The organism is Hymenobacter lapidarius (genome assembly GCF_001816145.1).
Taxonomy (GTDB): Bacteria; Bacteroidota; Bacteroidia; order Cytophagales; family Hymenobacteraceae; genus Hymenobacter; species Hymenobacter lapidarius.
In genome coordinates, this window is record NZ_MDZB01000128.1 from 1 (window position 1) to 23,119 (window position 23,119).

General features: G+C 57.7%; 24 protein-coding genes. 15 read left to right on the forward strand and 9 right to left on the reverse strand.

Features of this window, described 5'->3' with window-relative positions; all coding sequences use genetic code 11:
• Positions 1-133: 133 nt before the first annotated feature.
• The 3 genes from BEN47_RS14520 to BEN47_RS14530 all read right to left on the reverse strand — a co-directional run bounded on the left by BEN47_RS14520 (position 134) and on the right by BEN47_RS14530 (position 1,530).
• Entirely contained in the window at positions 134-643 is a 510-nt protein-coding gene (locus tag BEN47_RS14520) for an XrtX-associated membrane protein (protein ID WP_125921700.1), read from the reverse strand.
• A 9-nt stretch (positions 644-652) separates the two neighbouring features.
• A complete protein-coding gene (xrtX, locus tag BEN47_RS14525; RefSeq protein WP_083322449.1) occupies positions 653-1,225 on the reverse strand; it encodes an exosortase X in 573 nt (190 codons plus the stop codon).
• Positions 1,226-1,311: 86 nt separating this feature from the next.
• Positions 1,312-1,530, reverse strand: a complete 219-nt coding sequence (locus BEN47_RS14530; RefSeq protein WP_070729121.1) for a PID-CTERM protein-sorting domain-containing protein — start codon at positions 1,528-1,530, stop codon at positions 1,312-1,314.
• A gap of 475 nt (positions 1,531-2,005) precedes the next feature.
• On the opposite strand from BEN47_RS14530, the gene BEN47_RS14535 reads away from it, so the two are divergent.
• Complete coding sequence (locus BEN47_RS14535) at positions 2,006-3,004, forward strand: AAA family ATPase (RefSeq protein ID WP_070729122.1); 999 nt, start codon at positions 2,006-2,008, stop codon at positions 3,002-3,004.
• Between the two features lie 24 nt (positions 3,005-3,028).
• On the opposite strand, the gene mnmH is transcribed toward BEN47_RS14535, so the two are convergent.
• Together mnmH and BEN47_RS14545 are read right to left on the reverse strand one after the other, a co-directional pair.
• Positions 3,029-4,060 carry a tRNA 2-selenouridine(34) synthase MnmH gene (gene mnmH, locus BEN47_RS14540; RefSeq protein WP_070729123.1) on the reverse strand — a complete coding sequence of 344 codons (1,032 nt, stop codon included), beginning with the start codon at positions 4,058-4,060 and terminating at the stop codon, positions 3,029-3,031.
• Positions 4,061-4,173: 113 nt separating this feature from the next.
• Entirely contained in the window at positions 4,174-4,887 is a 714-nt protein-coding gene (locus BEN47_RS14545) for a pyridoxine 5'-phosphate synthase (protein ID WP_070729124.1), read from the reverse strand.
• Between the two features lie 222 nt (positions 4,888-5,109).
• Here BEN47_RS14545 and BEN47_RS14550 point away from each other — a divergent pair, with 222 nt between their 5' ends.
• From BEN47_RS14550 to BEN47_RS14615, 14 genes are all read left to right on the forward strand, one after another.
• Positions 5,110-5,571: a GatB/YqeY domain-containing protein gene (locus BEN47_RS14550; protein ID WP_070729125.1), complete on the forward strand. Its 462-nt coding sequence runs from the start codon at positions 5,110-5,112 to the stop codon at positions 5,569-5,571.
• Between the two features lie 146 nt (positions 5,572-5,717).
• The gene (locus BEN47_RS14555; RefSeq protein ID WP_070729126.1) at positions 5,718-6,257 is read left to right on the forward strand and encodes a CvpA family protein; all 540 of its coding nucleotides are present in this window, start codon (positions 5,718-5,720) and stop codon (positions 6,255-6,257) included.
• Positions 6,258-6,497: 240 nt separating this feature from the next.
• Positions 6,498-7,139, forward strand: a complete 642-nt coding sequence (locus tag BEN47_RS14560) for an anthranilate synthase component II (RefSeq protein WP_070729127.1) — start codon at positions 6,498-6,500, stop codon at positions 7,137-7,139.
• Positions 7,105-7,887 (forward strand): alpha/beta fold hydrolase, encoded by a 783-nt coding sequence (locus tag BEN47_RS14565; protein WP_070729130.1) that lies wholly within the window; start codon positions 7,105-7,107, stop codon positions 7,885-7,887. Before BEN47_RS14560 ends, BEN47_RS14565 begins: the two co-directional genes overlap by 35 nt.
• A 134-nt stretch (positions 7,888-8,021) precedes the next feature.
• The gene (locus BEN47_RS14570; RefSeq protein ID WP_083322450.1) at positions 8,022-8,699 is read left to right on the forward strand and encodes a CBS domain-containing protein; all 678 of its coding nucleotides are present in this window, start codon (positions 8,022-8,024) and stop codon (positions 8,697-8,699) included.
• A 103-nt stretch (positions 8,700-8,802) separates the two neighbouring features.
• Complete coding sequence (locus BEN47_RS14575) at positions 8,803-10,173, forward strand: BamA/TamA family outer membrane protein (RefSeq protein WP_125921701.1); 1,371 nt, start codon at positions 8,803-8,805, stop codon at positions 10,171-10,173.
• Between the two features lie 60 nt (positions 10,174-10,233).
• Complete coding sequence (locus BEN47_RS14580) at positions 10,234-11,127, forward strand: NAD kinase (RefSeq protein WP_070729134.1); 894 nt, start codon at positions 10,234-10,236, stop codon at positions 11,125-11,127.
• Between the two features lie 138 nt (positions 11,128-11,265).
• Positions 11,266-12,192, forward strand: coding sequence for a DUF6089 family protein (locus tag BEN47_RS14585; RefSeq protein ID WP_070729136.1), 927 nt, complete (start codon positions 11,266-11,268; stop codon positions 12,190-12,192).
• A gap of 41 nt (positions 12,193-12,233) precedes the next feature.
• On the forward strand, positions 12,234-12,989 hold the full coding sequence (gene porG, locus BEN47_RS14590) for a type IX secretion system protein PorG (RefSeq protein WP_070729138.1): 756 nt from the start codon (positions 12,234-12,236) through the stop codon (positions 12,987-12,989).
• 119 nt (positions 12,990-13,108) lie between these two features.
• Positions 13,109-13,855: an undecaprenyl pyrophosphate synthase gene (uppS, locus tag BEN47_RS14595; RefSeq protein ID WP_070729141.1), complete on the forward strand. Its 747-nt coding sequence runs from the start codon at positions 13,109-13,111 to the stop codon at positions 13,853-13,855.
• 57 nt (positions 13,856-13,912) lie between these two features.
• Entirely contained in the window at positions 13,913-16,369 is a 2,457-nt protein-coding gene (gene bamA, locus BEN47_RS14600; protein WP_239691619.1) for an outer membrane protein assembly factor BamA, read from the forward strand.
• A 38-nt stretch (positions 16,370-16,407) separates the two neighbouring features.
• Positions 16,408-17,103, forward strand: a complete 696-nt coding sequence (locus BEN47_RS14605) for an OmpH/Skp family outer membrane protein (RefSeq protein WP_070729143.1) — start codon at positions 16,408-16,410, stop codon at positions 17,101-17,103.
• A gap of 49 nt (positions 17,104-17,152) precedes the next feature.
• Positions 17,153-17,779: an OmpH/Skp family outer membrane protein gene (locus BEN47_RS14610; RefSeq protein WP_239691620.1), complete on the forward strand. Its 627-nt coding sequence runs from the start codon at positions 17,153-17,155 to the stop codon at positions 17,777-17,779.
• Between the two features lie 55 nt (positions 17,780-17,834).
• Positions 17,835-18,914 (forward strand): RluA family pseudouridine synthase, encoded by a 1,080-nt coding sequence (locus tag BEN47_RS14615; protein WP_239691621.1) that lies wholly within the window; start codon positions 17,835-17,837, stop codon positions 18,912-18,914.
• Positions 18,915-18,981: 67 nt separating this feature from the next.
• Here the strand turns inward: BEN47_RS14615 and BEN47_RS14620 are convergent, their stop codons facing one another.
• The 4 genes from BEN47_RS14620 to BEN47_RS14635 all read right to left on the reverse strand — a co-directional run bounded on the left by BEN47_RS14620 (position 18,982) and on the right by BEN47_RS14635 (position 22,999).
• Complete coding sequence (locus BEN47_RS14620) at positions 18,982-20,613, reverse strand: tetratricopeptide repeat protein (RefSeq protein ID WP_070729149.1); 1,632 nt, start codon at positions 20,611-20,613, stop codon at positions 18,982-18,984.
• A gap of 56 nt (positions 20,614-20,669) precedes the next feature.
• Positions 20,670-21,665, reverse strand: coding sequence for a PstS family phosphate ABC transporter substrate-binding protein (locus tag BEN47_RS14625; protein ID WP_070729151.1), 996 nt, complete (start codon positions 21,663-21,665; stop codon positions 20,670-20,672).
• Positions 21,658-21,930: a hypothetical protein gene (locus tag BEN47_RS14630; RefSeq protein WP_070729154.1), complete on the reverse strand. Its 273-nt coding sequence runs from the start codon at positions 21,928-21,930 to the stop codon at positions 21,658-21,660. Before BEN47_RS14630 ends, BEN47_RS14625 begins: the two co-directional genes overlap by 8 nt.
• 583 nt (positions 21,931-22,513) lie before the next feature.
• Positions 22,514-22,999, reverse strand: a complete 486-nt coding sequence (locus tag BEN47_RS14635) for an energy transducer TonB (protein WP_070729156.1) — start codon at positions 22,997-22,999, stop codon at positions 22,514-22,516.
• Positions 23,000-23,119: the final 120 nt, after the last annotated feature.

The window sequence follows — 23,119 nt, forward strand, 5'->3', positions numbered from 1 at the left end:
GCGCTTGCCGCAGCAACTGCCGCTCCGCATCGGAAAGCCGTACTTCCATGGCACAATTTTAAGCCTTTATTCGCACTTCACTTCGCGACGAGTATAAAAAGAAAAAGCCTCCTGGACGGGAGGCTTTTTCTTTTTAGGGCAAGCGCTGCGGTGGGGTTCCAACCGCGGTTCCCAGGCCCGATTTGAAAAGCACCACCAAGCCAGCTACCGGCAAGGGGCTGATGACGAAATCCAGCAACTGCCGGCTGAGGCGATAGGCCCACTCGGTGCTGCCCGTGAACTTGTTGAGCACCACGATGGCGGCGTACATGGCCAACGCGCCCGCATAAAACAACAGAGCCAAACGCCATTGCCCGGCATCCGGTAGCAACAAGCGCAGTAGGAGGAAACAGGTGCTGAGGTAAAGCACCGCATAGGTGGCCACTGCCGGCAGCAAGCGCTTGGTAATGCCGCCGTTTATTCCCTGCTGCAAAGAATCGGCGTAGTCCTTCAACCCCAGAACAGCAAGGGCTTCTTGCCACGTGCTGGTGAGGAACTGCAGAATGGGCTCATCATAGACCCCAATCAGCAGTAACAGTACAACCAGCCCGCCCACCAATAACCAGTGGGTGGCGCGAGAGGGGTGCTGCGGTAATGCTGCCACGTTGCTTCCTTACTGAAGTTGGGTTTGGGCCGACGCCGGTGGGCCGGTGGGCAGGGCCAGGCGGCGGGCCCATAGCATCCACAGCCCAAAAATAAAGGCGTACACTACGAAGGTGAAGGTGTAATGGTGGTTGAAATCAACCGAGGCCTGGGAGTACTGGTGGTTGATGGCCAGCGCGGCCACGCGCACCACGTTGAGGCACCAGATGAGGGCGATGCCGGCGGGAATGTACCAGAGCTTGCGCCGCCACGGCCCCGGAAAAGCAGCCACGAACCCCGCAAACAAGGCGTATAGCACGAGCCCGTTGCAGGGCGTGCCGATGATGACGGCGGGCTGGCCGCTCATCACCACCAGCTGGGCATTCGAAGCGCTGATGGTGGCATCAAACCCCAACGCCCGCAACAAGCCCACGCCTGCCTGCGTGATTTGCTCGCACAGTACTGCGTCCAGCCGGCCATCAGGCTTCAGCCACTGCTCGTAACCAAAAAACCACACCAGAAACATCACCGCGGCTGTCGCGATAAAACGGTACAGAACCCGGTTGTTGGCAGGAGGAGGGGAAATGGAAGCAGTTGCGGACATAAGCGAAAGCAGGGAAGAAGCAAATGAGGTATAAAAAAGCGGCTCTTCCTTCCGGGAGAGCCGCTCGGTATTGTCCAGCCGCTTGGCTACGCTTTGCGGCGACGGCTGCGCAGGCGCTTCAGGCCGTATGCTACGCCACCGGCTAGCAGCAGGGAAACGCCTCCATCAATGGGCACGGCCGTGGGGTCGGGGGGAGTGGTGCCGGGCATGGGCCCGCCGCTTCCTGGCTGAGCCACTGCTACCGCAGTTGCCATCAAGACGATGAATACGCTTGGTAAGAAGTTGTTGAGCAGAAATGATTTCATACAGCGTGGTTAATGATGGTTGAAAAAATGCAGGCGTCACGGGTGGCTACGGCAGATTGATGGACTAGACCTGCTACCCGATAAACACCCCTGGCAGCACAGGCAAGCGCAACAACAGTGCAGAGATACCCAGTTACGCTATTGGTTTGTATTTGGTTTTAGGCTTACTATAAAGCAATTACATATTGCGGTTTCGCACCCTAAGTTAGCAACTATTGAATTGTGAGAGTAGGAATTAAAGACTAAAATAACCCGCTGTGCAGCCGGGTGGCACGAGCCAATACGGCAGATGTGCTTACGTTTGCCGGGCGGGCGCTTTTCGGGAAAAGCGGCGGGTAGCCGTGCGGGTAATTCCAACCTGGAGTACCGCTTGTGGCTGCGCGGAGGCGCAACTACCAGCCAGGGTGGCTGCCACTAGGCCTTACCAGGCCAGCTTATGCCTACCTTGCAGTAGTTGTTTTGCCCCTGCTGAGCTATGCTTCCTGCTTCTGATATTCCTGATTCGCCGGCTGTCCCCGTCGACTACTACCCTCTCATTCGCCAGGTATTTGCCGAGATGGGCAAGGTGGTGGTGGGCCAGCAGCCGCTGCTCACCCGACTGCTCATTGGCCTGTTTACGGGCGGGCACATCCTGCTGGAGGGCGTGCCGGGTCTGGCCAAAACCCTCACCATTTCTACTCTGGCCAAGGTGCTGCACCTGCACTTCCAGCGGGTGCAGTTCACGCCCGACCTGCTGCCTTCCGACCTGGTGGGCACCATGATTTACAACCAGAACCAATCGGTGTTTGAGGTGAAAAAGGGGCCGATTTTCGCCAACCTCGTGCTGGCCGACGAAATCAACCGCTCGCCAGCCAAGGTGCAGAGCGCCCTGCTGGAGGCCATGCAGGAGAAGCAGGTGACCATTGGCGAAACCACGTACCCGCTGGATTTGCCGTTTCTGGTGCTGGCCACCCAAAACCCTGTGGAGCAGGAGGGCACCTACCCGCTGCCCGAAGCCCAAGTAGACCGCTTCATGCTGAAAGTGCACGTGGACTACCTCAAAAAAGCCGACGAGCTAGAGGTAATGCGCCGCATGGCCAACCTCAGCTTTGTGGAAGACGTGCAGCCCGTGCTCACGCAGGCCGATATCTTCGGCATTCGGCATCAAATCAACCAGGTACAGATTTCCGAAACGCTGGAGAAGTACCTCATTGAGCTGGTGTTTGCCACGCGCCGGCCCGCCGACTATGACCTGCCCGAGTTTGCGCAGGCGGTGCAGTTTGGGGCCAGCCCGCGGGCCAGCATCGCGCTGCACCGGGCCTCCAAAGCCGTGGCTTACCTGGAAGGCCGCGACTACGTGCTGCCCGAAGACATCAAAGAAGTGGCCGCCGACGTGCTCAACCACCGCATTCTGCTCACCTACGAAGCCGAGGCCGATGGCATCCGAACGCAGGACCTGATTGAGGCCATTCTGCGCAAGGTGCCCATCAGCTAGGCGTTACTTATGCCCCGCAATAGACTATTGGGGCACGCTGGCCAATGACTCTAGGAGGACGGCCGCGTTTTCGGCCGGGTCGCAGCCGCTCACTGGCACAAACGTGCGGTCGGGCTCGTTGGGGCGCTGGGCCAAGCCGTAGGTGTAGGTCTTGTCGTAGTAATCGAGCACCAGCTCCACCATCAGGGAAAAATCGCCGGCTTCGACTGCGTCCAGAGCTTGCTGGGTGGCCAGGCCCCCCAGGCGCTTCTGGATGCGCTCGATGGAAGCGGCCAGCTCCGTGGGGTCCTCCGCGCCGTATTCGGCGGCCAATTTGCTTACGCGGGCTGTCCGGGGCACTTCCAGTACCCAGCGCGGGGCGCTGCGCAGCTGGGCAAACAGCGCGGGTGGGATGGTGAGCCGGCCAATCTGCCGGCTTTCGTCTTCTACCCACACGGGCACGTTGGGGGGCAGGGCGGCTATGGCGGCGGCCAGGTTGTTCTCAAACTGCTCCTGGGTGGGCTGGGCAGGCTGGCCAATGGCACCAAAAGCGGAGCCCTTGTGGTTGGCCAGGCCTTCGAGGTCGAGCACGGGCTGGGCGTGGGGCGCAGCTGCCAGGGCGTGCAGCACATCGGTTTTGCCGCTGCCGGTGAGGCCGCCCAGCACCCGCCACTCGCGCGGCGCCGCGAAAGACGCCAGCACGTCCCGGCGAAAGTCCTTATAGCCCTTGTCGAGCAGATGAACCTTAAAGCCGCCCAGCTCCAGCAGCCACATCACGGCCCCGCTCCGCATGCCGCCGCGCCAGCAGTGCAGGCGCACTTCCTTGCCCTGCGCCAGCCGTTGCGCCTGCTTCACCATGGCCGACATCTTCGGGCCGAAAAACTCCAGGCCCAGGTGCACGGCGCGGTCCTGGCTCACCTGCTTGTAGGTAGTGCCAATGAGGGCCCGCTCCTCATCGGTGAAGAGCGGCATGTTAAGCGCCCCCGGCACGTGGCCCTGGGCAAACTCGATGGGCGCGCGCACATCGAGCAGCGGGTAGGGCAGGGCTTGGAATTCGGGCAGGGTATAGCGGGGCATGGGGGTCAGTTAGCAGTGAGCAGTTAGCAGAAAGATGTGCGGTGCAGAAAGCCGCTTGACCTATTGTTAAGGCAACCGGCAAGCCCTTGGCACTGCGGCACGGAGTTGCGTTGTTACCGCAGCTGTCGCTTGTATAGCTGTACGGTGTTTTCGAGTCCCAGATAAAGCGCATCGCACACCAGCGCGTGCCCGATGCTCACTTCGGCCAGTTCCGGCAGCTGCTGTTTCAGCCAGGCCAAGTTGTCGAGGTCGAGGTCGTGGCCGGCGTTCACGCCCAGGCCCAGCTGCCCTGCGCGGGCGGCAGCGGCGCGGTAGGGAGCCACGGCCCGTTCCCGGTCGGCCAGGTACTGCTGGGCATAAGCTTCGGTGTAGAGCTCGATGCGGTCGGTGCCGGTGCTCACGGCTGCTTCCACTAGCGGCAGGTCGGTATCGAGGAAGATGCTCACGCGGCAGCCCATTTCCTTGAGTTCGGCCACCACGTCGCGCAGGAAGTGTTGGTGCTTGATGACATCCCAGCCCGCGTTGGAGGTAATGGCGTCGGGCGCATCCGGCACCAGCGTCACTTGCTCGGGGCGCACTTCGCGCACGAGGTCCAGAAAGTCGGGCGTGGGGTTGCCTTCCACGTTTAGCTCGGTGGTCACCACGGCCTTCAGGTCGCGCACGTCCTGGTAGCGGATGTGGCGCTCGTCGGGCCGCGGGTGCACCGTGATGCCTTCGGCCCCGAACCGCTCTATGTCGCGGGCGGCCTGCAGAATATCGGGGCGGTTGTGGCCCCGGGCATTGCGCAGGGTAGCCAGTTTGTTAATGTTGACGCTGAGCTTGGTCACGAGGGGAGCAGTGAAATCAGGTTTGAAAGGATGGAAAACAAGCGAGCGGCGGTTTTGGCTGATTCGGGGCCTGACCGGCCGCGCTGCGGCAGCCTCCGGCCTGCTTGCGGGCCCAAAGCCGTAGCTTCGGGGCGAAATTACGGCCTGCACCGCCCCGCTGCCGGGAGCAGCTGGCCCGTTCCCCCATTCTTCCACGCGCTAACCCGCCAATTCGCCCTCCCCATGCTCAAAGACACCATCGACGCCGCCATTAAGCAAGCCATGCTGGCCAAAGATAAAGTGCGCCTCACCACCCTGCGCAGCATCAAATCGCAGATTATGCTGGCCGAAACCGCCGAAGGTGCCAACGGGGCGGCCCTCGCCCCCGATGCCGAACTCAAGCTGCTCAACAAAGCGGCCAAGCAGCGCCGCGACGCGGCCACCATCTACAAAGAGCAGTTCCGCTCCGAGCTGGAAGAGAACGAGCTGGCCGAGTTGGCCATCATTGAAGAATTCCTGCCCGCCCAGCTCTCCGAAGCCGATTTGGTGGAGCGCCTCGTGCTCATCATCCAGCGCGTGGGTGCCCAGGGCCCTTCCGACCTCGGCAAGGTGATGGGAGTAGCCGCCCGCGAGCTGTCCGGCCAGGCCGACGGCAAGCGCATCTCCGACGTCCTCAGCCACTTGCTGAACAACACCAATCTATAGACAGGGAAGACTAGTAAAAACGTCATGCTGAGCTTGCCGAAGCATCTCTACTACGCAAGTAATTTCGACTGATTAGCTTACTACTGCGGTAGAGATGCTTCGGCTACGCTCAGCATGACGTTCTTCGTTGTCCTTTAATTCTACCCATGACGGCCCTTGACATCCTGCTTTTGCTTCCGCTCGGCATTGGGGCCGTGAAAGGGTTCCGGCGGGGGCTGGTGCTGGAAGTGGTGTCGCTGCTGGCGTTTGTGCTGGGCGTGGTGGGCGGGCTGAGCTTGTTGTCGGCGGCGGTGCCGCTGGTGCGGCACTACGTGGGCGACGCCTTTGGCATGTTGCCGCTGGTGGCGTTTGCGCTGGTGTTCGTGGCCATTATGTGGGGCGTGCACCTGCTCGGGGGGCTGCTCAAAACGGCTGTGCATCTCACGCCGCTGGGGGTGCTGGACAATCTGCTGGGCGGGACGGCCGGGGTGCTGAAGTGGGTGCTGGGCCTGAGCCTGCTGCTCCACGGCACCGGGCTGGCCGGCCTCACCCTGCTTTCTCCGGGGCTGGTGGCAGGCTCGCAAGTGCTGCCCATTGTGCAGCAGGCCACCCCCGTCGCCCTCCAAATCACGGCCTATGTGTTGCCCGTGGCGCAGGACCTGTTGGTTGAGATAAAGTCAGCCTTCGGAGGCAAGTATGCCTTTTAAGTTGAAGCTGTTACACGTCCTAAAACAACTGTCATCCTGAGCCTGCGAAGGACCTTCTCACGTTGGTGTCGGCTGAAATTACTGCTAGTCGTACCAACAGCACAAGGTCCTTCGCAGGCTCAGGATGACAGATGCGTTGAGGGCCTGAATACCTTTGTTGTCGGTCAGCAATCGTTTAGTGTTAATGAGTAGCTGACTAGCTGCTTCCTGCATTCCGTTCCTGATACCTGCCCTGCAACCGTGCGTCTGCTGCTGCTCGATAATTTCGATTCCTTCACCTTCACCCTGGCTGATTACCTGCGCCAGCTGAGAGCCGAGGTGCTGGTACGCCGCAACGACGTGGCCCTTGCGGAGCTGCAGGCGCTGGAATTCGACGGCATTGTATTGTCGCCAGGGCCGGGTACGCCGGCGCAGGCCGGCGTGATGCCCGCCCTCATCCAGGCCTGTTATCAACACGTGCCCATGCTGGGCGTGTGCCTGGGCCACCAAGCCCTGGGCGAGTTTTTTGGCGCCAGCGTGGTCCGGGCGGCCCGGCCCATGCACGGCAAAGTGGCCGAAATGTGGTGCGACACCACCGAGCCGCTCTTTGCCGGCTTGCCCGCCATTCAGAAAGTCACCCGCTACCACTCCCTTATCGTTGGTGCGCCGCTGCCGCCTCAGGTGGTGCCGTTGGCCCACACCACCGGCCCAAATCCGGAATTAATGGCTTTGCGCCACCGTTCGCTGCCGCTTTTTGGCGTTCAGTTTCACCCCGAGGCCCTGCTGACGCCGCACGGACTCGCCATTTTGGGGAATTGGCTCCGTTGTTGTATCATTGCCAAAACGCCGCAAATTGACGAGAAACGAGATGGAACTGCGCCGCCAGCATCAGCATGGGTATGAGTTTGTAGAGGAGGGCCAGGGTCCGGTGCTTTTGTTGCTGCACGGTTTGTTTGGGGCCCTGAGCAACTGGCAGGACGTGGTGAGCGAGTTCGCAACCGACCACCGCGTCATCATTCCGCTGCTGCCCGTGTACGAAATGCCCCTTTCCCAGGCCGGCGTGCCGGGCCTGGTGGCCTACGTCGAAGGCTTCGTGGCCGCCATTGGGCTGCCGGCCAGTTTCACCCTGCTGGGCAACTCGCTCGGAGGCCACGTGGCGCTGGTGTACGCCCTCAAAAATCCCGCGCGGGTCAACCGCATTGTGCTCACGGGCAGCAGTGGCCTGTTCGAGAACAGCATGGGCGCGTCGTTTCCCAAGCGGGGCGATTATGCCTACGTGAAGGAACGGGTCGGTTTCACGTTCTACGACCCCACCCTGGCCACCCAGGAACTGGTAGACGAGGTTTTCAACGTCACCAACTCAAATGCCAAGTGCTTGCGTATGATTGCCATTGCCCGCTCGGCGCAACGGCATAATCTGAGCAAGGAGCTCACCAAAATTACCGTGCCCGTACTGCTTGTCTGGGGCCTGAACGACACCATTACCCCGCCGCCCGTGGCCCACGAATTTGCCCGGCTGTTGCCCCACGCCGAGCTGCGTTTCCTTGACCACTGCTGCCACGCGCCCATGATGGAGCGTCCTGTGGGATTCAATACTTATTTGCGCCGGTTTTTGCGTACAACCGAACCGGTAGTTGCCGTGGCCGCGTAAGTTCGGTTATCATTCCGCTGCCTCAGCTGTTACCTGCTATCCTGCTGCCCTTTGGGGTGGTGCCCTGTGCCTTCCGACTATCCTTTCAGTCCGCCAACTATCCATTCCCAAGGCATTCATAACTGATAGAACCCATGCCCGCCCTGCTCGCCGAAGATTTACTCAACGAAATGATTCCGCCTTTGAAGGGCACCGATTCGGCAGGCAAAGCAGCACGCTGGCTCGATGAATTTCACGTGGCGCAGCTGCCCGTACTCGACAATCGCCACTACCGCGGCCTCGTTACCGAAGCCGACCTGGCTGATTTCGACAACCCCGAAACCCTGCTTTCGGAACTGACCCTGGGCTACGCTGATGCCTACGTGCGCCCCGACCAGCACTTTTATCGGGTGATGGAGCTGGCCATTGAAAATAAAATCCAGCTGGTGCCCGTCGTCGACGAGCAGCACGAGTACGCAGGCGTGGTTACCATTGCCGACGCCATTGCTGCATTTGGCCAACAGCCCGCGGGCGGCCAGGGCGGCGGTATTCTCATCCTCACCATGGAAGAGCGGGACTACTCCCTGACCCAAATCAGCCGGTACATCGAGGAGAATAACGCCAAGATTGTCAGCGCCCACGTGGCGCAGGACGAAGCTGACCCTTTTCGTATTCGCCTCACCCTCAAGCTTAATACCGATAATCTGGCCCGCATCACGGCCACTTTGGAGCGGTTTGGCTACGTAGTAGCGGCGCAGTTCAGCGGCACGGTCGTGGCCACCGAAGACGAGCAGGAGCGCTACGACGCCCTCCTGCGGTACTTGAGCGTCTAAATTCGGGTGTTGTTAGGAATACTACTGTTGTCACTGCGAGTGGTGCTGGCCAGCGTTGGGGTGGGGCGTGGCCCCGCCCCAACGCTGGCCAGCACCACTCGCAGTGACAACAGTAGCGCCCACCGATACGCTGGTGCGCGTTATGCCTTGTCCGGAGCTGGTGCGGGCGCCGGTTGCCACCATTATTTTTGGCGGCAATGCCATTACCAAAGAGCAAATCCTGCGCGTCGAGTTGGATTTCCATGAAGGCGACACCCTGACCCTGGCCGACTTGCCCGCCCGCCTCGAAGCCAACCGGAGCCGGCTGTTCAACCTGCAGCTGTTTCACGCGGTGGTGGTGCAGTCCAGCTGTACGGGCACTGGGCTCATCATCGTGTTTGGGGTACAAGAGCGGTGGTACACGTTTCCGGTCCCCATTCTGTCCCTGGCCGACCGCAACCTCCGTTCCTGGCTGGACCGCCCCGACCGCGGGCGCCGCCTGGACTACGGCCTCCACCTCACGCGCAGCAACTTCCGCGGCCGTAACGAGCAGATTATTGCCAACCTGCAGCTGGGGTTCAATCGCAAGTACGAGCTGTTCTACGAAGCGCCTGGTTTGGGCCGCTACCGCCGCATTGGCGTGGGCGTGGGCGGCTCTTTCAGCCAAAGCCGAACCTTGGACTACCTCACCCGCGCCGATGAACTGGTCGCGTTGCGAGCCGATGCAGGATTTCCCATTCAGCGCTTCTACGCCACGGCAGGGGTGCGCTTCCGGCACACCGTACAGTTTCTCACTGCTTTCGATGCCTCTTACCACCGCGAGCGCATCACCGATTCCGTCAATTACTTCAACCCCAACTATTACCAGGGCCGCACCCAACGCGAGTTCCTCGACCTGACCCTGACCAGCACCCGTAACCAACGCAACACCTTTGCCTATCCACTGGCCGGGCAGTTTGCACAGTTCCGGCTCACGCACCGGGTATTCCTCGACGCCGTTACGCCCAGCTTCACCACGCTGCGCGTGAAATATGCCCGCTACCTCCCCCTGGGCCATGGTTTACATTACTCCGCCGGCCTTACCGGTCAGGCCCGCATTGCCCGCCGCCTCGCCTACGCCGACTCCCGCGCCCTGGGCTACGAAGACCTCGTGCGGGGCTACGACCAGTACGTAATCGACGGCCGCCACTACGGCCTGCTGCAGCAAGGCATCTCCTACCGGCTGCTCAAACCCAGCCCCATCAAGCTCGAATCCCTCGACAATCCGAAAATCAACACCATTCCCTTAGCGCTGTACCTGAATATCTTTGTCGATGCCGGGTACGTATCCGCCCCCGGCCAGCGGTTTCAGAACCGGTTGCCCAATCGGTTGTTAACCGCCGGAGGCGTCGGCCTCCATCTTGTCACCTATTACGACCGGGTTTTCACGGCCGAGTACACCCTGAACGGCTTGGGCCAAACCGGGTATTTTTTCCGGGCATCGTTTCCTATCTAGTGCTGCGGTTTTTAAGTCCTTTTTGCCTCTTGGCCAGTTTGTTCCCTTTTTTGTTTTTGCATGAAAATCGCCATTCTCGGCAAGCCATTCGATGACGAAGCCGCCCCGGCCATCCAGGCGCTGCTCGACGACCTGGCCGCTCGCCGGGCCGAAGTCCTCATTGGCGAAGCCTTCCGCACCTTCCTCGACCACCGCCTGCGCCTGCCCGAAGGGACCACCGAGTTCCGGCGCGGCGACTCCCTTCGCGGGGTGCAGTACGTGCTCAGCATTGGCGGCGACGGCACCCTGCTCGATACCGTAACTTACGTCGGCAGCCTCCAAATTCCGATTTTGGGCATTCACACCGGCCGCCTGGGTTTTCTGGCCACCATCACGCCCGACCGCATTGCCCAAGCCATCGATGCCCTGTATAAGGGCCACTTCAACATCGAAGAGCGAAGCCTGATTCGGGTCGATACTGACCCCGATGTATTTGGGAACCTCAACTTTGGGCTCAACGAATTCAGCGTGTTAAAGCGCGATACGTCATCCATGATTGTCGTTCATACGTACATCGACGGCGAATACCTCAATTCTTATTGGGCCGATGGCTTGGTTGTGGCCACGCCAACCGGTTCGACGGGGTATTCACTGAGCTGCGGGGGGCCTGTTATGCTGCCCCAAACCAACAATTTTATCATTGCTCCCGTATGTCCCCACAATTTGAACGTACGCCCACTTGTAGTGTCCGACCAGAGCGTCATATCCTTCGAAATTGAAGGCCGTAGCACCAGCTATATGCTCGCGCTCGATTCTCGTTCCCTGCCCGTAGAGGCTTCCGTTCAGATTGCCGTGCGTCGCGAAACATTTAATGCCCGCTTAGTTAAGCTCAACCATGTTAACTTTCTCAGCACGTTGCGCAGCAAGTTAAACTGGGGCTTGGACCGTCGGAATCCTGCTGGTATTCAATCCTAACTACGCTATTTCTGTTTTAAAATATTCCCAAAAGTTTTTTTAGTTCCCGATTAGCCCTACTTTTGTCACTGTCTGAAACTGCGCATGTTCTGCGTAGGCCTCTGCTCCCGCACTTCGCCTCAACATTTTAGTTGCCTTATGAAAAATATTTTCACGTATTCTACGGCCGTTGTGCTCGGATTAGCCTTAGTGGCCACGCCAGACGCAGATGCCCAGCAATTTAGTAAGCGGAAGCAGTACAATTCGGTGGGCTTCAGCCTAAACGCGCTGAACTATTTCGGCGATGTTACGCCGGTTACTAACTTCACCAGCCTGCGCCTCGGTGCTACCCGCGTCGGTGCTGGGGTGTCGCTCACCCGTCGCTTCTACCCGCGTTTGTCGGGCCGGTTTGGCCTTTCTTACGGCCGTATATCCGGCGATGACAAACTTGCTGCTGACCCGAACGATGGCGACGCTAAATTCCGCTACAACCGGAATTTTACTTTCCGGAACGATATGGTAGAAGCTTCGGCTGTTGCAATATTTGACCTGATTGAAAACCGTAACAATTACCTCAAGCGTCCGGACTTTGTGCCGTATGTATTCGCAGGCGTTGCTGGTTTTTACCACAATCCGAAAGGTTTAGTAGGGCCTAACGACTTGGGACTTACCGAGGGAGAATACGTGTCGTTAGCTGAGTTGCGCACCGAAAATCAGGCGTCGGCTTATAGTAAGACCCAGTTTTCCATTCCTTTCGGTGGTGGTATTCGTTACCGCATTAACCGTAATTTCGATGCCAGCCTGGAAATTGGATGGCGCAAAACCTTCTTCGACTATCTAGACGATGTAGGAGGCAAGTTTGCAGGTCGTAATAACCTGACTGGTTCCGATGCGCAACGGTATTTCGGCAATGATATCACGCGCAGCATCTCGAACTCCGAGCCTGGTCGTGGCTCTTTTCCTGGCTTTACCAGCGAGGGCGCGGCCCGCGGCGATAATGGCAATAGAACGGACTGGTACATCGTTACAGGTGTGACCCTAAACTACATCTTGACGCCTCGCATCAAGAACCCTAAATTCCGCTAGCCACTTTTGCTGGCTGATTTTTTACTTTACAGTCAGTTTGAATGACGAATTCTGTTTTCAAGACCGCACTCCTCGCTTGCATCGCGCAAGCGGGGAGTGCATTTTTTTGCCTGTTTGCCAACGCGCAGACTACCAGTGAGGTAGGTATTGGCCTTGGCGCCACCAACTACCGGGGTGAGGTTTCCCCCAAGTACCAGTTTCTGAATAACCGGCCGGCCTTGACGGCCTTTTATCGGAAGGACATGTCGGTGCCGATTACCCTGCGCGGAGGCCTAACGGGTGGCTTTCTCCGGGCTGCTGATGAAAACGTGAAAGGTGTAAACGGCACTGTGCCACCTTTACAAAATTATCGGCAAGCCAATACCAAAGGCGGGTTGCTCGAGGCTTCTGCTGTGGTGGAGTATAACTTTAGAGAGTACCACAAACGCACCGATAAAATACATTTCACCCCGTACGTTTTCGTTGGTTTGGCAGCTTTTTATGCCAATACGAGCACCGTCAGCAACAACACCACAGTTGGTAGCGAGTATCATGGCAAAGGCGGTATGCTGGGCTTTGCCATACCAGCTGGTGTGGGCATTAAGTACGCCCTTTCGGAACACCTCAACCTTGGATTGGAGACCGGGGCGCGCAAGGCTTTTACTGACAAGCTTGACCATTTGAGTGAGCAGGACCAGCTCTTGGTCAATCGAAACGACCAGGATTGGTATTATTATAGCGGCATCAGCTTGTCCTATACCTTCTATAAAATACTTTGCCCCGACCAGTACAAGGACAATCCAAAGCTGCTCAAATAGGTCTTGTTTCAATAAAATCCCATGGCTTGCCCGGGAGTGGGCTTCGGTGATGCGAGAAGGGCAGCACCTAAATGCAACCATTTCCGTAACTTGCGGGCTCTTTTAGCGAAACCGCAAGGATGACCGGCAAGGCCGAAATAGATACTCAGAATATTCCCGCCCACGTGGCCGTTATCATGGATGGTAACGGGCGTTGGGCCAAGCAGCGGGGCGGCCTGCGCGTGTTCGGGCACCAAAGTGCCATTACCGCGGTGCGCGAAACCGTGGAGGAAGCAGCCGAGCTCGGCGTGCGCTACCTCACGCTGTACGCTTTTTCTACTGAAAACTGGAACAGGCCCGCGCTGGAGGTAATGGCCCTGATGCAGCTGCTGGTGCACACCATCCGGCAGGAAACGGCTACGCTGCTCAAAAACAGCATCCGCCTCGAATCTATTGGTGACATTGCTGCGCTTCCTAAAAACTGCCAGCGCGAGCTGGCCGAAGCCAAAGAACTAACCAAGGCCGGAACCCGCATGACGTTGGTGCTGGCCCTGAGCTACAGCGGCCGTTGGGACCTGACCCAGGCATCCAAACGCATGACGGCCGACGTGGCCGAAGGAAAGCTGAAACCCGCCGACGTGACCGAGGCCACGGTGGCCAGCTACCTGGTAACCGCCAACATGCCCGACCCTGAACTGCTCATTCGCACGAGCGGCGAGCAACGTATCAGTAACTTTTTGCTGTGGCAGCTGGCCTATACTGAACTATACATCACCGATTTGTTGTGGCCTGATTTCCGGAAGCAGCATTTTCAGGAGGCTATTCGAGCCTACCAGCGCCGGGAGCGGCGTTTTGGAAAAACCAGCGAGCAAATTGCTGTATCTTAACTTCTTGTAATGATTATTGTGCGTAATCTTTTTGTAAAGTGTATACTGACCCTTGCGGTGCTAGGCGGCCTCCTGGCTCGTCCGGTAATGGCGCAGCAGGCAGAAGAACCCAAGCGGTATGAGTTGGGCGGTATTACGGTGAGTGGCGCTCGGTACCTGGACCCCAATACCCTAATTGGCCTAACCGGCCTGCGGGTAGGAGACGTTATTCAGGTGCCGGGTGAGGAAATTGGCAAGTCCATTCGTAAGCTCTGGGCCCAGGGCATTCTGGGCGATGTGAGCGTGAGCATTGCTCGCATCGAAGGGAACAAAATTTTCCTCGATTACAATCTGAAGGAGCGCCCTCGGTTGTCGAAATTTACGTTCACCGGCATTCGCAAAAGCCAGACCGAAGACCTGACGAAGAAGATTACGCTGATTCGGGGTAAAGTAGTGACCGACGCGCTGATAAACAACACGCGGACCCAGGTGCGTAAGTTCTTCGTGAACAAAGGCTACTTGGACGCCAAAGTGAATATTATGCAGGTGGCGGATTCGTCGCTGTCGAACAGTGTGGCACTGCGCATTGATGTGGACAAGGGCGCCAAAGTCCGGATTCACGACATTGCCTTTGAGGGCAACGAAGCCTTTTCGGACTACAAGCTGAAAAGCAAGTTGAAGAAAACCAAGGAGCGTAAGCCGTATAAAATTCTCACTGCCGGCAAGTTTCAGCGGGCAGAATACGAAGAGGACAAGAAAAAGCTTTTGGAGTTCTATAACGCCGAAGGCTACCGTGACGCAACGATTGTGAGTGACACGCTGGTGCGCGACGAAGAGGGCTTGGCCCTGCGCATTGTGATGGATGAGGGCCCCAAGTACTACTTCCGCCACATTACCTGGAACGGCAACTACCTCTACGACGACAAGACCCTAGCCAGCGTGCTCGGCATCAAGCCCGGCAGCCCTTACAGCAAGGAAATTCTGGACAAGCGCCTGAACTACAACCCCACCGGACAGGACATCTCGTCGCTTTACCTTAACGATGGTTACCTGTTTTTCACCATCGACCCCGTCGAAACCAAGGTGGAAGGCGACTCCATTGACATTGAGATGCGCTTGAGCGAAGGGGTGCAGGCGCACATCAAGGACATCAACATTGCGGGCAATACCAAGACGAGCGACCACGTGCTGCGCCGCACCTTGCGCACGCTGCCCGGCGATAAGTTTAACCGGGAACTGCTTATCCGCTCGCAGCGGGAGATTGCCACGCTGGGCTATTTCGACCCCGAAAAAATCGGCATCAACCCCATTCCAAACCCGGTAGATGGTACGGTGGACATTAACTACACCGTAGTGGAAAAGCCGTCAGACCAAGTGACCTTGTCGGGTGGTTGGGGCGGTTTCGCGGGTTTCATTGGCACGGTGGGCCTGGTATTTAATAACTTCTCGCTGCGCAAAGCCGGCACTTTGCGGAACTGGACGCCCGTGCCTTCCGGCGATGGCCAACGGCTGGCACTCAACGTGCAGGCCAATGGGGTGCAGTACCAGGCGTATTCTTTTTCTTTCACAGAGCCTTGGCTGGGCGGACGGCGCCCCAATTCTTTCTCGGCCAGCTTGAACTACAGCATTCAGCGCGCCGGTCGGGCCTTGGATGCTTCCGGCGACAGCTTCATTAAGGTAAAAAGTGCCACAGTGGGCTTGGGACGTCAGCTGCGGGTGCCAGATGACTACTTCACGCTGAGTAATTCGCTGGCGATAAGCCAATACCAGACGCAGAATTACCAGTTGCTGCCAGGCTTCACGTCAGGCTTTGCCACCAATATTACCCTGAACACTACGCTGGCGCGTAACAGCATCGACAACCCTACTTACACCCGTCGGGGCTCCGCGCTCAGCCTGAGCGTGAACCTGACGCCGCCGTATTCGCTGCTCAATCCCAACCATCCCAACTCCAGACAGCTCATTGAATTCCACAAGTGGATGTTTGATGCGTCGTGGTTCACGCCCATTGTGGGCAAGCTGGTGCTAAACACACGGGCTCACTTCGGCTTCATTGGCAACTACAACTCCGCCCGCCAGATTGGCCCGTTCGAGCGGTTTAAGATGGGCGGTGCCGGCTTGGGCAACAACGGCGGTGGCAACTTTCTGGTGGGCACCGACTTCGTGGGCCTGCGGGGTTACGAAGACCCCAACAGCACCTTTGCCATTCCCACGGCCCAGCAAAACCAAGCCGGCGGCATTGCCTTTAACAAATATGTGATGGAAATGCGCTACCCCGTCAGCCTCAATCCCGCCGCCACGGTCTACGTGCTGGCGTTTGCGGAAGCTGGTAATTCCTACGGCTCTTACGGGACTTACAACCCTTACAAGCTGTACCGCTCGGCGGGTGTGGGAGCCCGCATTTTCATGTCGGCATTCGGTTTGCTAGGGTTTGACTACGGCCACGGCTTTGACACCGTTATTCCTACCGCTGCCAACGCGGGCAAGCAGGACCCCAACCACTTCCACTTCATCATCGGCCAGCAAATTCGCTAGCCGGGCACTAGCCGGCGAGGTTTCACGTTTCCTATGGTATGAAGAAAATCCTTGGCCTGCTGTTGGCCTCATTCTTGCTGACTGCTGCATCATCCGACGTTCGGGCCCAGAAGTTTGGGTGGGTAGATTCGGAGTATATCATGGCCAAGCTGCCGGAGTTTGCCAAAGCCCAGGACGAACTCAATGCGTTGTCGGAAAACTGGCAGAAGGAAATCGAGGCGCAAAAAAAGGACCTCGACAAGCTTTACCACAGTTATCAGGCCGAGGAGGTGGTGCTTACCGAGCCCATGAAGAAGAAGCGCCAAGATGAAATTCTTAAAAAAGAGCAGGACATCAAGGCGTACCAAAACAAGCAATTCGGCTACGAAGGCCAGATTTTCAAGAAGCGCCAGGAATTGAACAAGCCCGTTCAGGACAAGGTATTCGAGGCTGTTGAGAAAGTAGCCAAGAAGAAGCAGCTGGCGGTGCTGTTTGATAAATCGGGCGATGTGACCATGCTTTACACCAACCCCGCGCACGACTACACCGAATTTGTGTTGGAGGAGCTGGGGCTTGGCGCCGAAGACCGCAACCAACCCGGCCCCAAAGGAGTGGTGAAAACCGTGGCCCCGCCTAAAACTCCCGTTGACCCCAACTTTGAATCCGATTCGGGCGCTCCGGAAACCACCGTCAAGCCCAAAGCGGCCAAGCCGGCTGCCAGACCCAGCCGCGTGACGAAGAAGAGCCCGAAGTAATTACCTTTGTTCCAATAATTTTCTGACCCTTTTTCTTTTGATGAATCCCGTGAAAATCTTTCGTCTGACGCTCGCCGCCGCTCTGCTGACCGCCGGAACCCTGGCTGCCACTTCCGCGCAGGCCCAGGCCCCCTTGAAAATTGGCTACACCGACGTTCAGTACGTGTTGGCCCGGATGCCCGAAAGCAAGCAAATTGAATCGGAGCTCAAGACTTACAACGACCAGTTGGCTGCTCAGCTGAAAAGCAAAAGCTCTGAGTTTGAAACCAAAGTGAAGGCCTACCAGCAGGGTGGCCCCACCATGACCGACGTAGTAAAGGCCGACAAGGAGAAGGAACTGCAGAACATGCAGCAGTCCATCCAGGAGTTCCAGCGCAACGCGGAGCAGTCGTTGCAGCAGAAGCAGCAGACACTGCTGAAGCCCGCGCTTGATAAGCTGCAGAAGAACATTGACGAAGTAGCCGAAGAAAGCGGCTACACCTACATCTTCAATTCCGACGGTGGCGGCAGCCCCCTGTTGCTGCACGCTCCCAAGGATGGCGACATCTCAGACCTCGTGCTGAAGAAGATGGGCATTACGCCCGGCGCTGCGGCACCCATCAAGTCGGGCCCGGCCCCGGCCCCTGCGGCCGCTGTTCCTGCTCCCAGCAAGACCAAAACCAAAACCAAGAAATAAGCAGCGCCCGCTGCTTTACTGTGAAAAAGCCGGAGCACTCGCTCCGGCTTTTTTCATGTACAATTTCCCAAGCATGATACCCAACGACGAGATAGAAGACGAAGAATTGACCGGTGACGAACTGGACGCGGCAGAGGGCGACGAACTCTACGAGCACCATCGCATTGTGGTAGACCGGGGCCAGGAACTGCTACGCATCGATAAGTACGTGCTGAGCCGGCTCCGTAATACTTCCCGCAATAAAGTGCAGGAAGCTATCCGGGCCATGGCTGTGGAGGTCAACGGCGCGCCCGTGAAGCCCAACTACCGCGTCAAGCCGCAGGACACCATCACCATTACGCTGCCCGAGCCGCCGCGCGAAGACCGGGTGGTGCCGGAGGAAATGGCCCTTGACATTCGCTACGAAGACGCGGAATTACTCATCGTGAACAAGCCGTCGGGGCTGGTGGTACACCCCGCGTACGGCCATTGGCAGGGTACGCTGGTGAATGGGTTGGCTCACCATCTGGCTAACTTGCCCACCGGCCGCAATAGCAACATTCGCCCCGGCCTCGTGCATCGGATTGACAAGGACACTTCCGGCCTGTTGGTCATCGGCAAAACGGATTTTGCGATGACCCACTTGTCCAATCAGTTCTTCCATCACACCATCCAGCGCAGCTACTTGGCGCTGGTGTGGGGCACTCCACCTGGCCCCACCGGCACCATTCGGGGCCATGTTGGCCGTAGCGTGCGCGACCGCAGGGTGCAATCCGTATACCCCACCGGCGAACAGGGTAAGCCTGCTGTGACGCACTATGAGGTGCTGGAGAGCTTTGGCCCCGTGACGCTGGTGCGCTGCGTGCTGGAAACCGGTCGAACCCACCAAATTCGGGTTCACATGCAGTACCTCGGCCATCCACTCTTTTCTGATGCTCCCTACGGCGGCGACCGAATCCGCGTGGGGCAAAGCAATGGCACCTACCGTGCATTTGTGGAAAATGCTTTTGCCCTTATGCCCCGGCAGGCGCTTCATGCCCGCTCCTTGGGCTTTGTGCACCCCACATCAGGCGAGCAGGTGTTTTTTGAAGCGGAGCTGCCCGAGGACTTTGCGGCTGTATTGGAGAAGTGGCGCGCCTGGGCGGTCAACAACTAATGCTGGGTAATAGACGCAAAAAAAGCCTCGCCGTGAGTACGGCGAGGCTTTTTACGTTTCAGCGGGACTACTTCTTTTTGGCAGTAGTAGACTTTGCCGGAGTGCGCGGCTTGGCTTTCAGAATGTCGATGTTGTTCTGAGCACCTTTATTGGTGGGGTCCAGTACCAGAACTTGCTCAAAATTGCTCAATGCAGCAGCCTTGTCGCCTTTCTGGAAGTTGTACACCCCAAGGTAGCCGTAGGATTCCACCAGTCCCTGGCGGAACTTGGCAGGCTCAGCGCCTTCGGCTTTGGATAGCTCAATGTATTTCTCGTAGTGAGGACGAGCCAGACCCTGCTTAGCATCGGGGTCGAGGTTGGAGTTAACACTGGCCCGAGCCAAATGACCCGGAGCATAGGTAGGACGAGCCGTGACAATAATATTGTATACGCTGTCAGCCTGAGTGTACTGCTTGTTGCCGTTGAAGGCGGTAGCCAAGCGGAACTGGTCGGTCAGGTCGCCACTGCCACCAGCCAGCTTCTTCTTATACACCGAGATGGCGCCTTTGTAGTCTTTCTTGGTAATGTAAGCAGTAGCCAGTGCGTCTTGCAGTTCAGCCTGCTTCTCGGGGTCGGGCTGGGCAGCAATTGCCTTTTTGAGCACGGCAATGCCTTCTTCGGGCTTGCCGGCACGAGCCAGAATACGGCCCTGGTACGAGTAGTCTTCGGGGATAATCTTATCGGCCGGAACGGTCTTCATGTACGTCTCCATGGCCGTAGCTGCCCCAGCAAAGTCACCGGTCTCATACAAGAGGTAAGGACGCAGGCGGTTCATGGTCAGGTTGGTGGGGTCGGCCTGAAGCACTTTGGTCACTTCAACCAATGCTTCCGGATATTTCTTGGTGAGGTACAGGAACGAAGCATACTGAGCATCGGTGCTAGACGATTTCTCGGCCAAACCAGTGTATTTCTGGAAGGTACTCAGCGCCAGGTCATACTGACCGGCGAGGTAGTACATGTCGGCCAGCTCACGGTAAGCGGGAGCATAGCTTGGGTCGAGCTCAATGGCTTTGCTCAGGCTTTCACGGGCGGCGTTGAAGTTGCGCGAACGCACATTCAATACGCCTTTCTTGTAGTAGGCCTGCGCGTAGCTGGGGTTGGTGGTAGTAGCTTGGTCGTAGCTGCTCATGGCTTCGCCGCCCCCCTGGTCCGAGTGCAGGAAAATGTCGCCACGGGCTACCATCAACGCGGGGTCAACCTTGCCTTTGCTGGCCGTTTGGGCAGCCGTCACGTACGTCTGGGCCTTGCCCATGTTCTTGGAAGTGCTTTCGCCGTAGGCTTGGGCAATCATCGTAAGAACTTTAGGGTCTTTGCTTTTGGTGGCTTTAATCGCTGCGTCAAACTGCGACTCGGCGGGGCCCACTTCGCCTTTGGCGAGTAATGCCCGGCCGGCGGCTACCTGCCCGAAGGGCGTAGAGCCCGCGGCACGGTTGAAGTAAAAGGCGGCCGAGTCCGGCATGTCGCGCATCTGGTACAGACGACCCAGCTCAAATGCCGCTTCGGGTGTGGAACCGGGGCGCAGCGTAGCACGGGCTTCGTTGTAACGGCCCAATTCAATGGCGCGTTGGGCGCTTTGGACGTTTTGGGCGGTGGCCGCCGTAGTGCCGGCTACCATCGCAATGGCAGCGAGCAGCGGCTGTTTCCAGGGCTTGAAACTCATAGTTAAAGAAAAAGGATGAAAAAGCATGAGTGAAAAATAGTACGCGCGAATGGCGCTTACAGTTTAGGAGTGGTTACAATGCGAGCCTGCATTTGGGCAGGCATCAGTCCCGATTTCTGAAAAATCAGCTGTCCGTTCTTGCCTGCCACGAAAGATGCAAACCCCGTGCCTAACCCTGCGCGCGCCTCCCGGCTGATGATGTAAAGGTTGCGCCGAAGCGGGTAATTCTGCAACTCCGGGTATTCTGCCAGCTGTGCCGGTGTCTTCTCGGCCAGGTACACCTGGTACGGTTGAATGTAGTCGCTAGGTTTGGGATTGGGCCGGGCCGTGATGCTGGCTACCCGCACCTTGTTAAAAAACTTGACGGCGGCCGGGTCGTCGCGGTCAGAAATCCAGTTTACGCCCACCACACCAATGGCGTTCGGATGAGTTGCAACGTAATCGAGCAGGGCTGGGTTCGATGTGGCCGCAAACACCCGCTGGGTCAGGGCCGCGCCCCGCGTCACGGAATCGCGCACAAAACGAGCCGTGCTGCTCCGGTTGGCATCAAACACCACGTTGATGGCGTCGAGCCCCTTCTTGCCGCTGACCTGGTTCCAGGTGCTCACCTTGCCGGTAAATATGTCAGCCAGCTGGGCCACCGTAAGGAGCGAATCAGGATTAGACTTGTGCAGCACGATTGCCAGCCCATCGATGCCAATGTGGGTGATACGCGGGACAATGGTTTGCTTATCGAATACACTTTTCTCCTCCGCATTCAGCTCACGCGTGACCACCACCAGCTTTACCTTGTCGTTGATGAGGTCCAGCATTACTTTTTCTTCGGGCTGAAAACTAGCCTGCACGCGCGCGCTCGGGTAAAGCTTCGAAAAAGTGTCAATCTGCGCCTGCAAAATGGGGGCAAATGTTTCGTCCACGCTTATCGCAACGCTGCCGGTAGTGGGCGTATCCTGCGCACCGGGCGTGCCGGGCCCATTGCAGGAAACCACGGCAATGGCGCCTGCCAGTACCGCAAGGACACTGGTGGCAGTGTGGTGTGCGCGCTTATTCATTGTCGTGTAGGGTTGTTTTTTTACGGAAGTAAGTGTGGTAGCCGCGAATGAACCGAATCAAGCCATAGAGCATAAATACGGCGCCCAGCACGCGGCGGGCCGTGGGCCCCAGCTCGATGAGGCCCGGCACTGTGGGGCGGTCAGCCGCTACCCAAAGCCACACCCCCAGGCCCAGGTACACCAAGGCCATGGTGAGCACAAAGTAACGCACCAGCCGCTGGGGCGACTTGCCGAGGCGTTCCTCGGTAGTGGGAATGTTAAGCATAAGGCGGAAAATGCAAGAATGGAGATGTTGTAAACTGCGAAATAGCTCTTAAAGGTTTCTGCCCTATCAGAGCCCATAACACAAGCAGCGTACAAAAAAGACGAAAATTAGCCGCTTTTCATAGTTTCAGTGAAGTTTCGTCTCATTGAGAGCAGCTATGGACACTCGTTATACAGGCCTGTAACGATGGTAAACCAAGCTGGGAAGGTGATGAGCTGACTACGTTTCGGGCACAACGGCAAGAGCACCGCTCTGGTATTTTCAACCGCCGTTATTGAAACTGTTTCTATCGGCGCAACGGGTGTCTCGCTTGAAGCTTTTCCTAACAATAACAGTCAGGCTCATGTGGCGTCCGTCTGCGAAGCATAGTAGACAGCGTTGGTGGTTCAGCGGCAACAGGTACTTCCTTTGGGACGCCAGAGAGGCATGACAGGTAACTTTCGGATAAGCTCCTGGCTGGCCTTGCTTGCCGATTATCATCCCCGCTGTTCTGTAGCTGGCCCCAACGAAAAACCCCGAGCCAAGCCGTAAGGCTTGATTCGGGGTTTTAAGGAGTAGTCCCGGTTTGCGCCGGTGCTATGCTTTACTGAATCTTAAACGTAATCGGAACCGTGAACGACACGCTAACTGCGCGGCCGTTCTGCTTGCCAGGAATGAATTTAGGCAGGGTTTTTACCGCCCGTACCGTTTCCTCGTCCAAGCCGGAGCCCAGTCCTTTCACCACCTTCACATCCGAAACCAAGCCTTCGGCATTCACCGTGAAGCTTACGAAGATGCGCCCTTCCACTTGGTTGCGGAGAGCCAGGGGTGGGTACTTAACTGCTTTCTGGATGGCTGCTACAATGGCACCGTTGCCGCCACCACCGGGTAGCTGCGGCATCTGCTCCACGTAGGTGTAGACTTTGTTTTCTACAACTTCCTCCACCACTTTGTCGCCGGTGCCAGCAAGCTCAGTCAGGTCCGGAGCGTTCGTGTTGCCTTGGACGGTCACGGTAGCTACGGTTTTTTCCTTCAGCTCCTCCTGGTCTGGTACCTCTTCTTTTTTCACCTCTTCATCCTTTTTTACCACCGGAGGGGTAAACTTGATGGTCACCAAGCCGTCGCTGTACGGCTACACGGTGCTGCGCCGCGAAGTAGAGCGCATCAAAAAAAGCCAGAAAGACCTGACCATCAGCCTTAACCAGTTTGG

What these genes read in the sequence shown, in the direction of transcription:
- BEN47_RS14565 (WP_070729130.1), top strand. Translation starts at nt 7,105, where the DNA reads ATGGAACTGCGCCGCCAGCATCAGCATGGGTATGAGTTTGTAGAGGAG.
- BEN47_RS14625 (WP_070729151.1), bottom strand. Translation starts at nt 21,665, where the DNA reads ATGAATAAGCGCGCACACCACACTGCCACCAGTGTCCTTGCGGTACTG.
- BEN47_RS14555 (WP_070729126.1), top strand. Translation starts at nt 5,718, where the DNA reads ATGACGGCCCTTGACATCCTGCTTTTGCTTCCGCTCGGCATTGGGGCC.
- BEN47_RS14570 (WP_083322450.1), top strand. Translation starts at nt 8,022, where the DNA reads ATGCCCGCCCTGCTCGCCGAAGATTTACTCAACGAAATGATTCCGCCT.
- BEN47_RS14620 (WP_070729149.1), bottom strand. Translation starts at nt 20,613, where the DNA reads ATGAGTTTCAAGCCCTGGAAACAGCCGCTGCTCGCTGCCATTGCGATG.
- BEN47_RS14585 (WP_070729136.1), top strand. Translation starts at nt 11,266, where the DNA reads ATGAAAAATATTTTCACGTATTCTACGGCCGTTGTGCTCGGATTAGCC.
- xrtX (WP_083322449.1), bottom strand. Translation starts at nt 1,225, where the DNA reads ATGTCCGCAACTGCTTCCATTTCCCCTCCTCCTGCCAACAACCGGGTT.
- BEN47_RS14535 (WP_070729122.1), top strand. Translation starts at nt 2,006, where the DNA reads ATGCTTCCTGCTTCTGATATTCCTGATTCGCCGGCTGTCCCCGTCGAC.
- BEN47_RS14615 (WP_239691621.1), top strand. Translation starts at nt 17,835, where the DNA reads ATGTACAATTTCCCAAGCATGATACCCAACGACGAGATAGAAGACGAA.
- BEN47_RS14530 (WP_070729121.1), bottom strand. Translation starts at nt 1,530, where the DNA reads ATGAAATCATTTCTGCTCAACAACTTCTTACCAAGCGTATTCATCGTC.
- uppS (WP_070729141.1), top strand. Translation starts at nt 13,109, where the DNA reads ATGACCGGCAAGGCCGAAATAGATACTCAGAATATTCCCGCCCACGTG.
- BEN47_RS14580 (WP_070729134.1), top strand. Translation starts at nt 10,234, where the DNA reads ATGAAAATCGCCATTCTCGGCAAGCCATTCGATGACGAAGCCGCCCCG.
- mnmH (WP_070729123.1), bottom strand. Translation starts at nt 4,060, where the DNA reads ATGCCCCGCTATACCCTGCCCGAATTCCAAGCCCTGCCCTACCCGCTG.
- BEN47_RS14605 (WP_070729143.1), top strand. Translation starts at nt 16,408, where the DNA reads ATGAAGAAAATCCTTGGCCTGCTGTTGGCCTCATTCTTGCTGACTGCT.
- BEN47_RS14630 (WP_070729154.1), bottom strand. Translation starts at nt 21,930, where the DNA reads ATGCTTAACATTCCCACTACCGAGGAACGCCTCGGCAAGTCGCCCCAG.
- porG (WP_070729138.1), top strand. Translation starts at nt 12,234, where the DNA reads ATGACGAATTCTGTTTTCAAGACCGCACTCCTCGCTTGCATCGCGCAA.
- BEN47_RS14550 (WP_070729125.1), top strand. Translation starts at nt 5,110, where the DNA reads ATGCTCAAAGACACCATCGACGCCGCCATTAAGCAAGCCATGCTGGCC.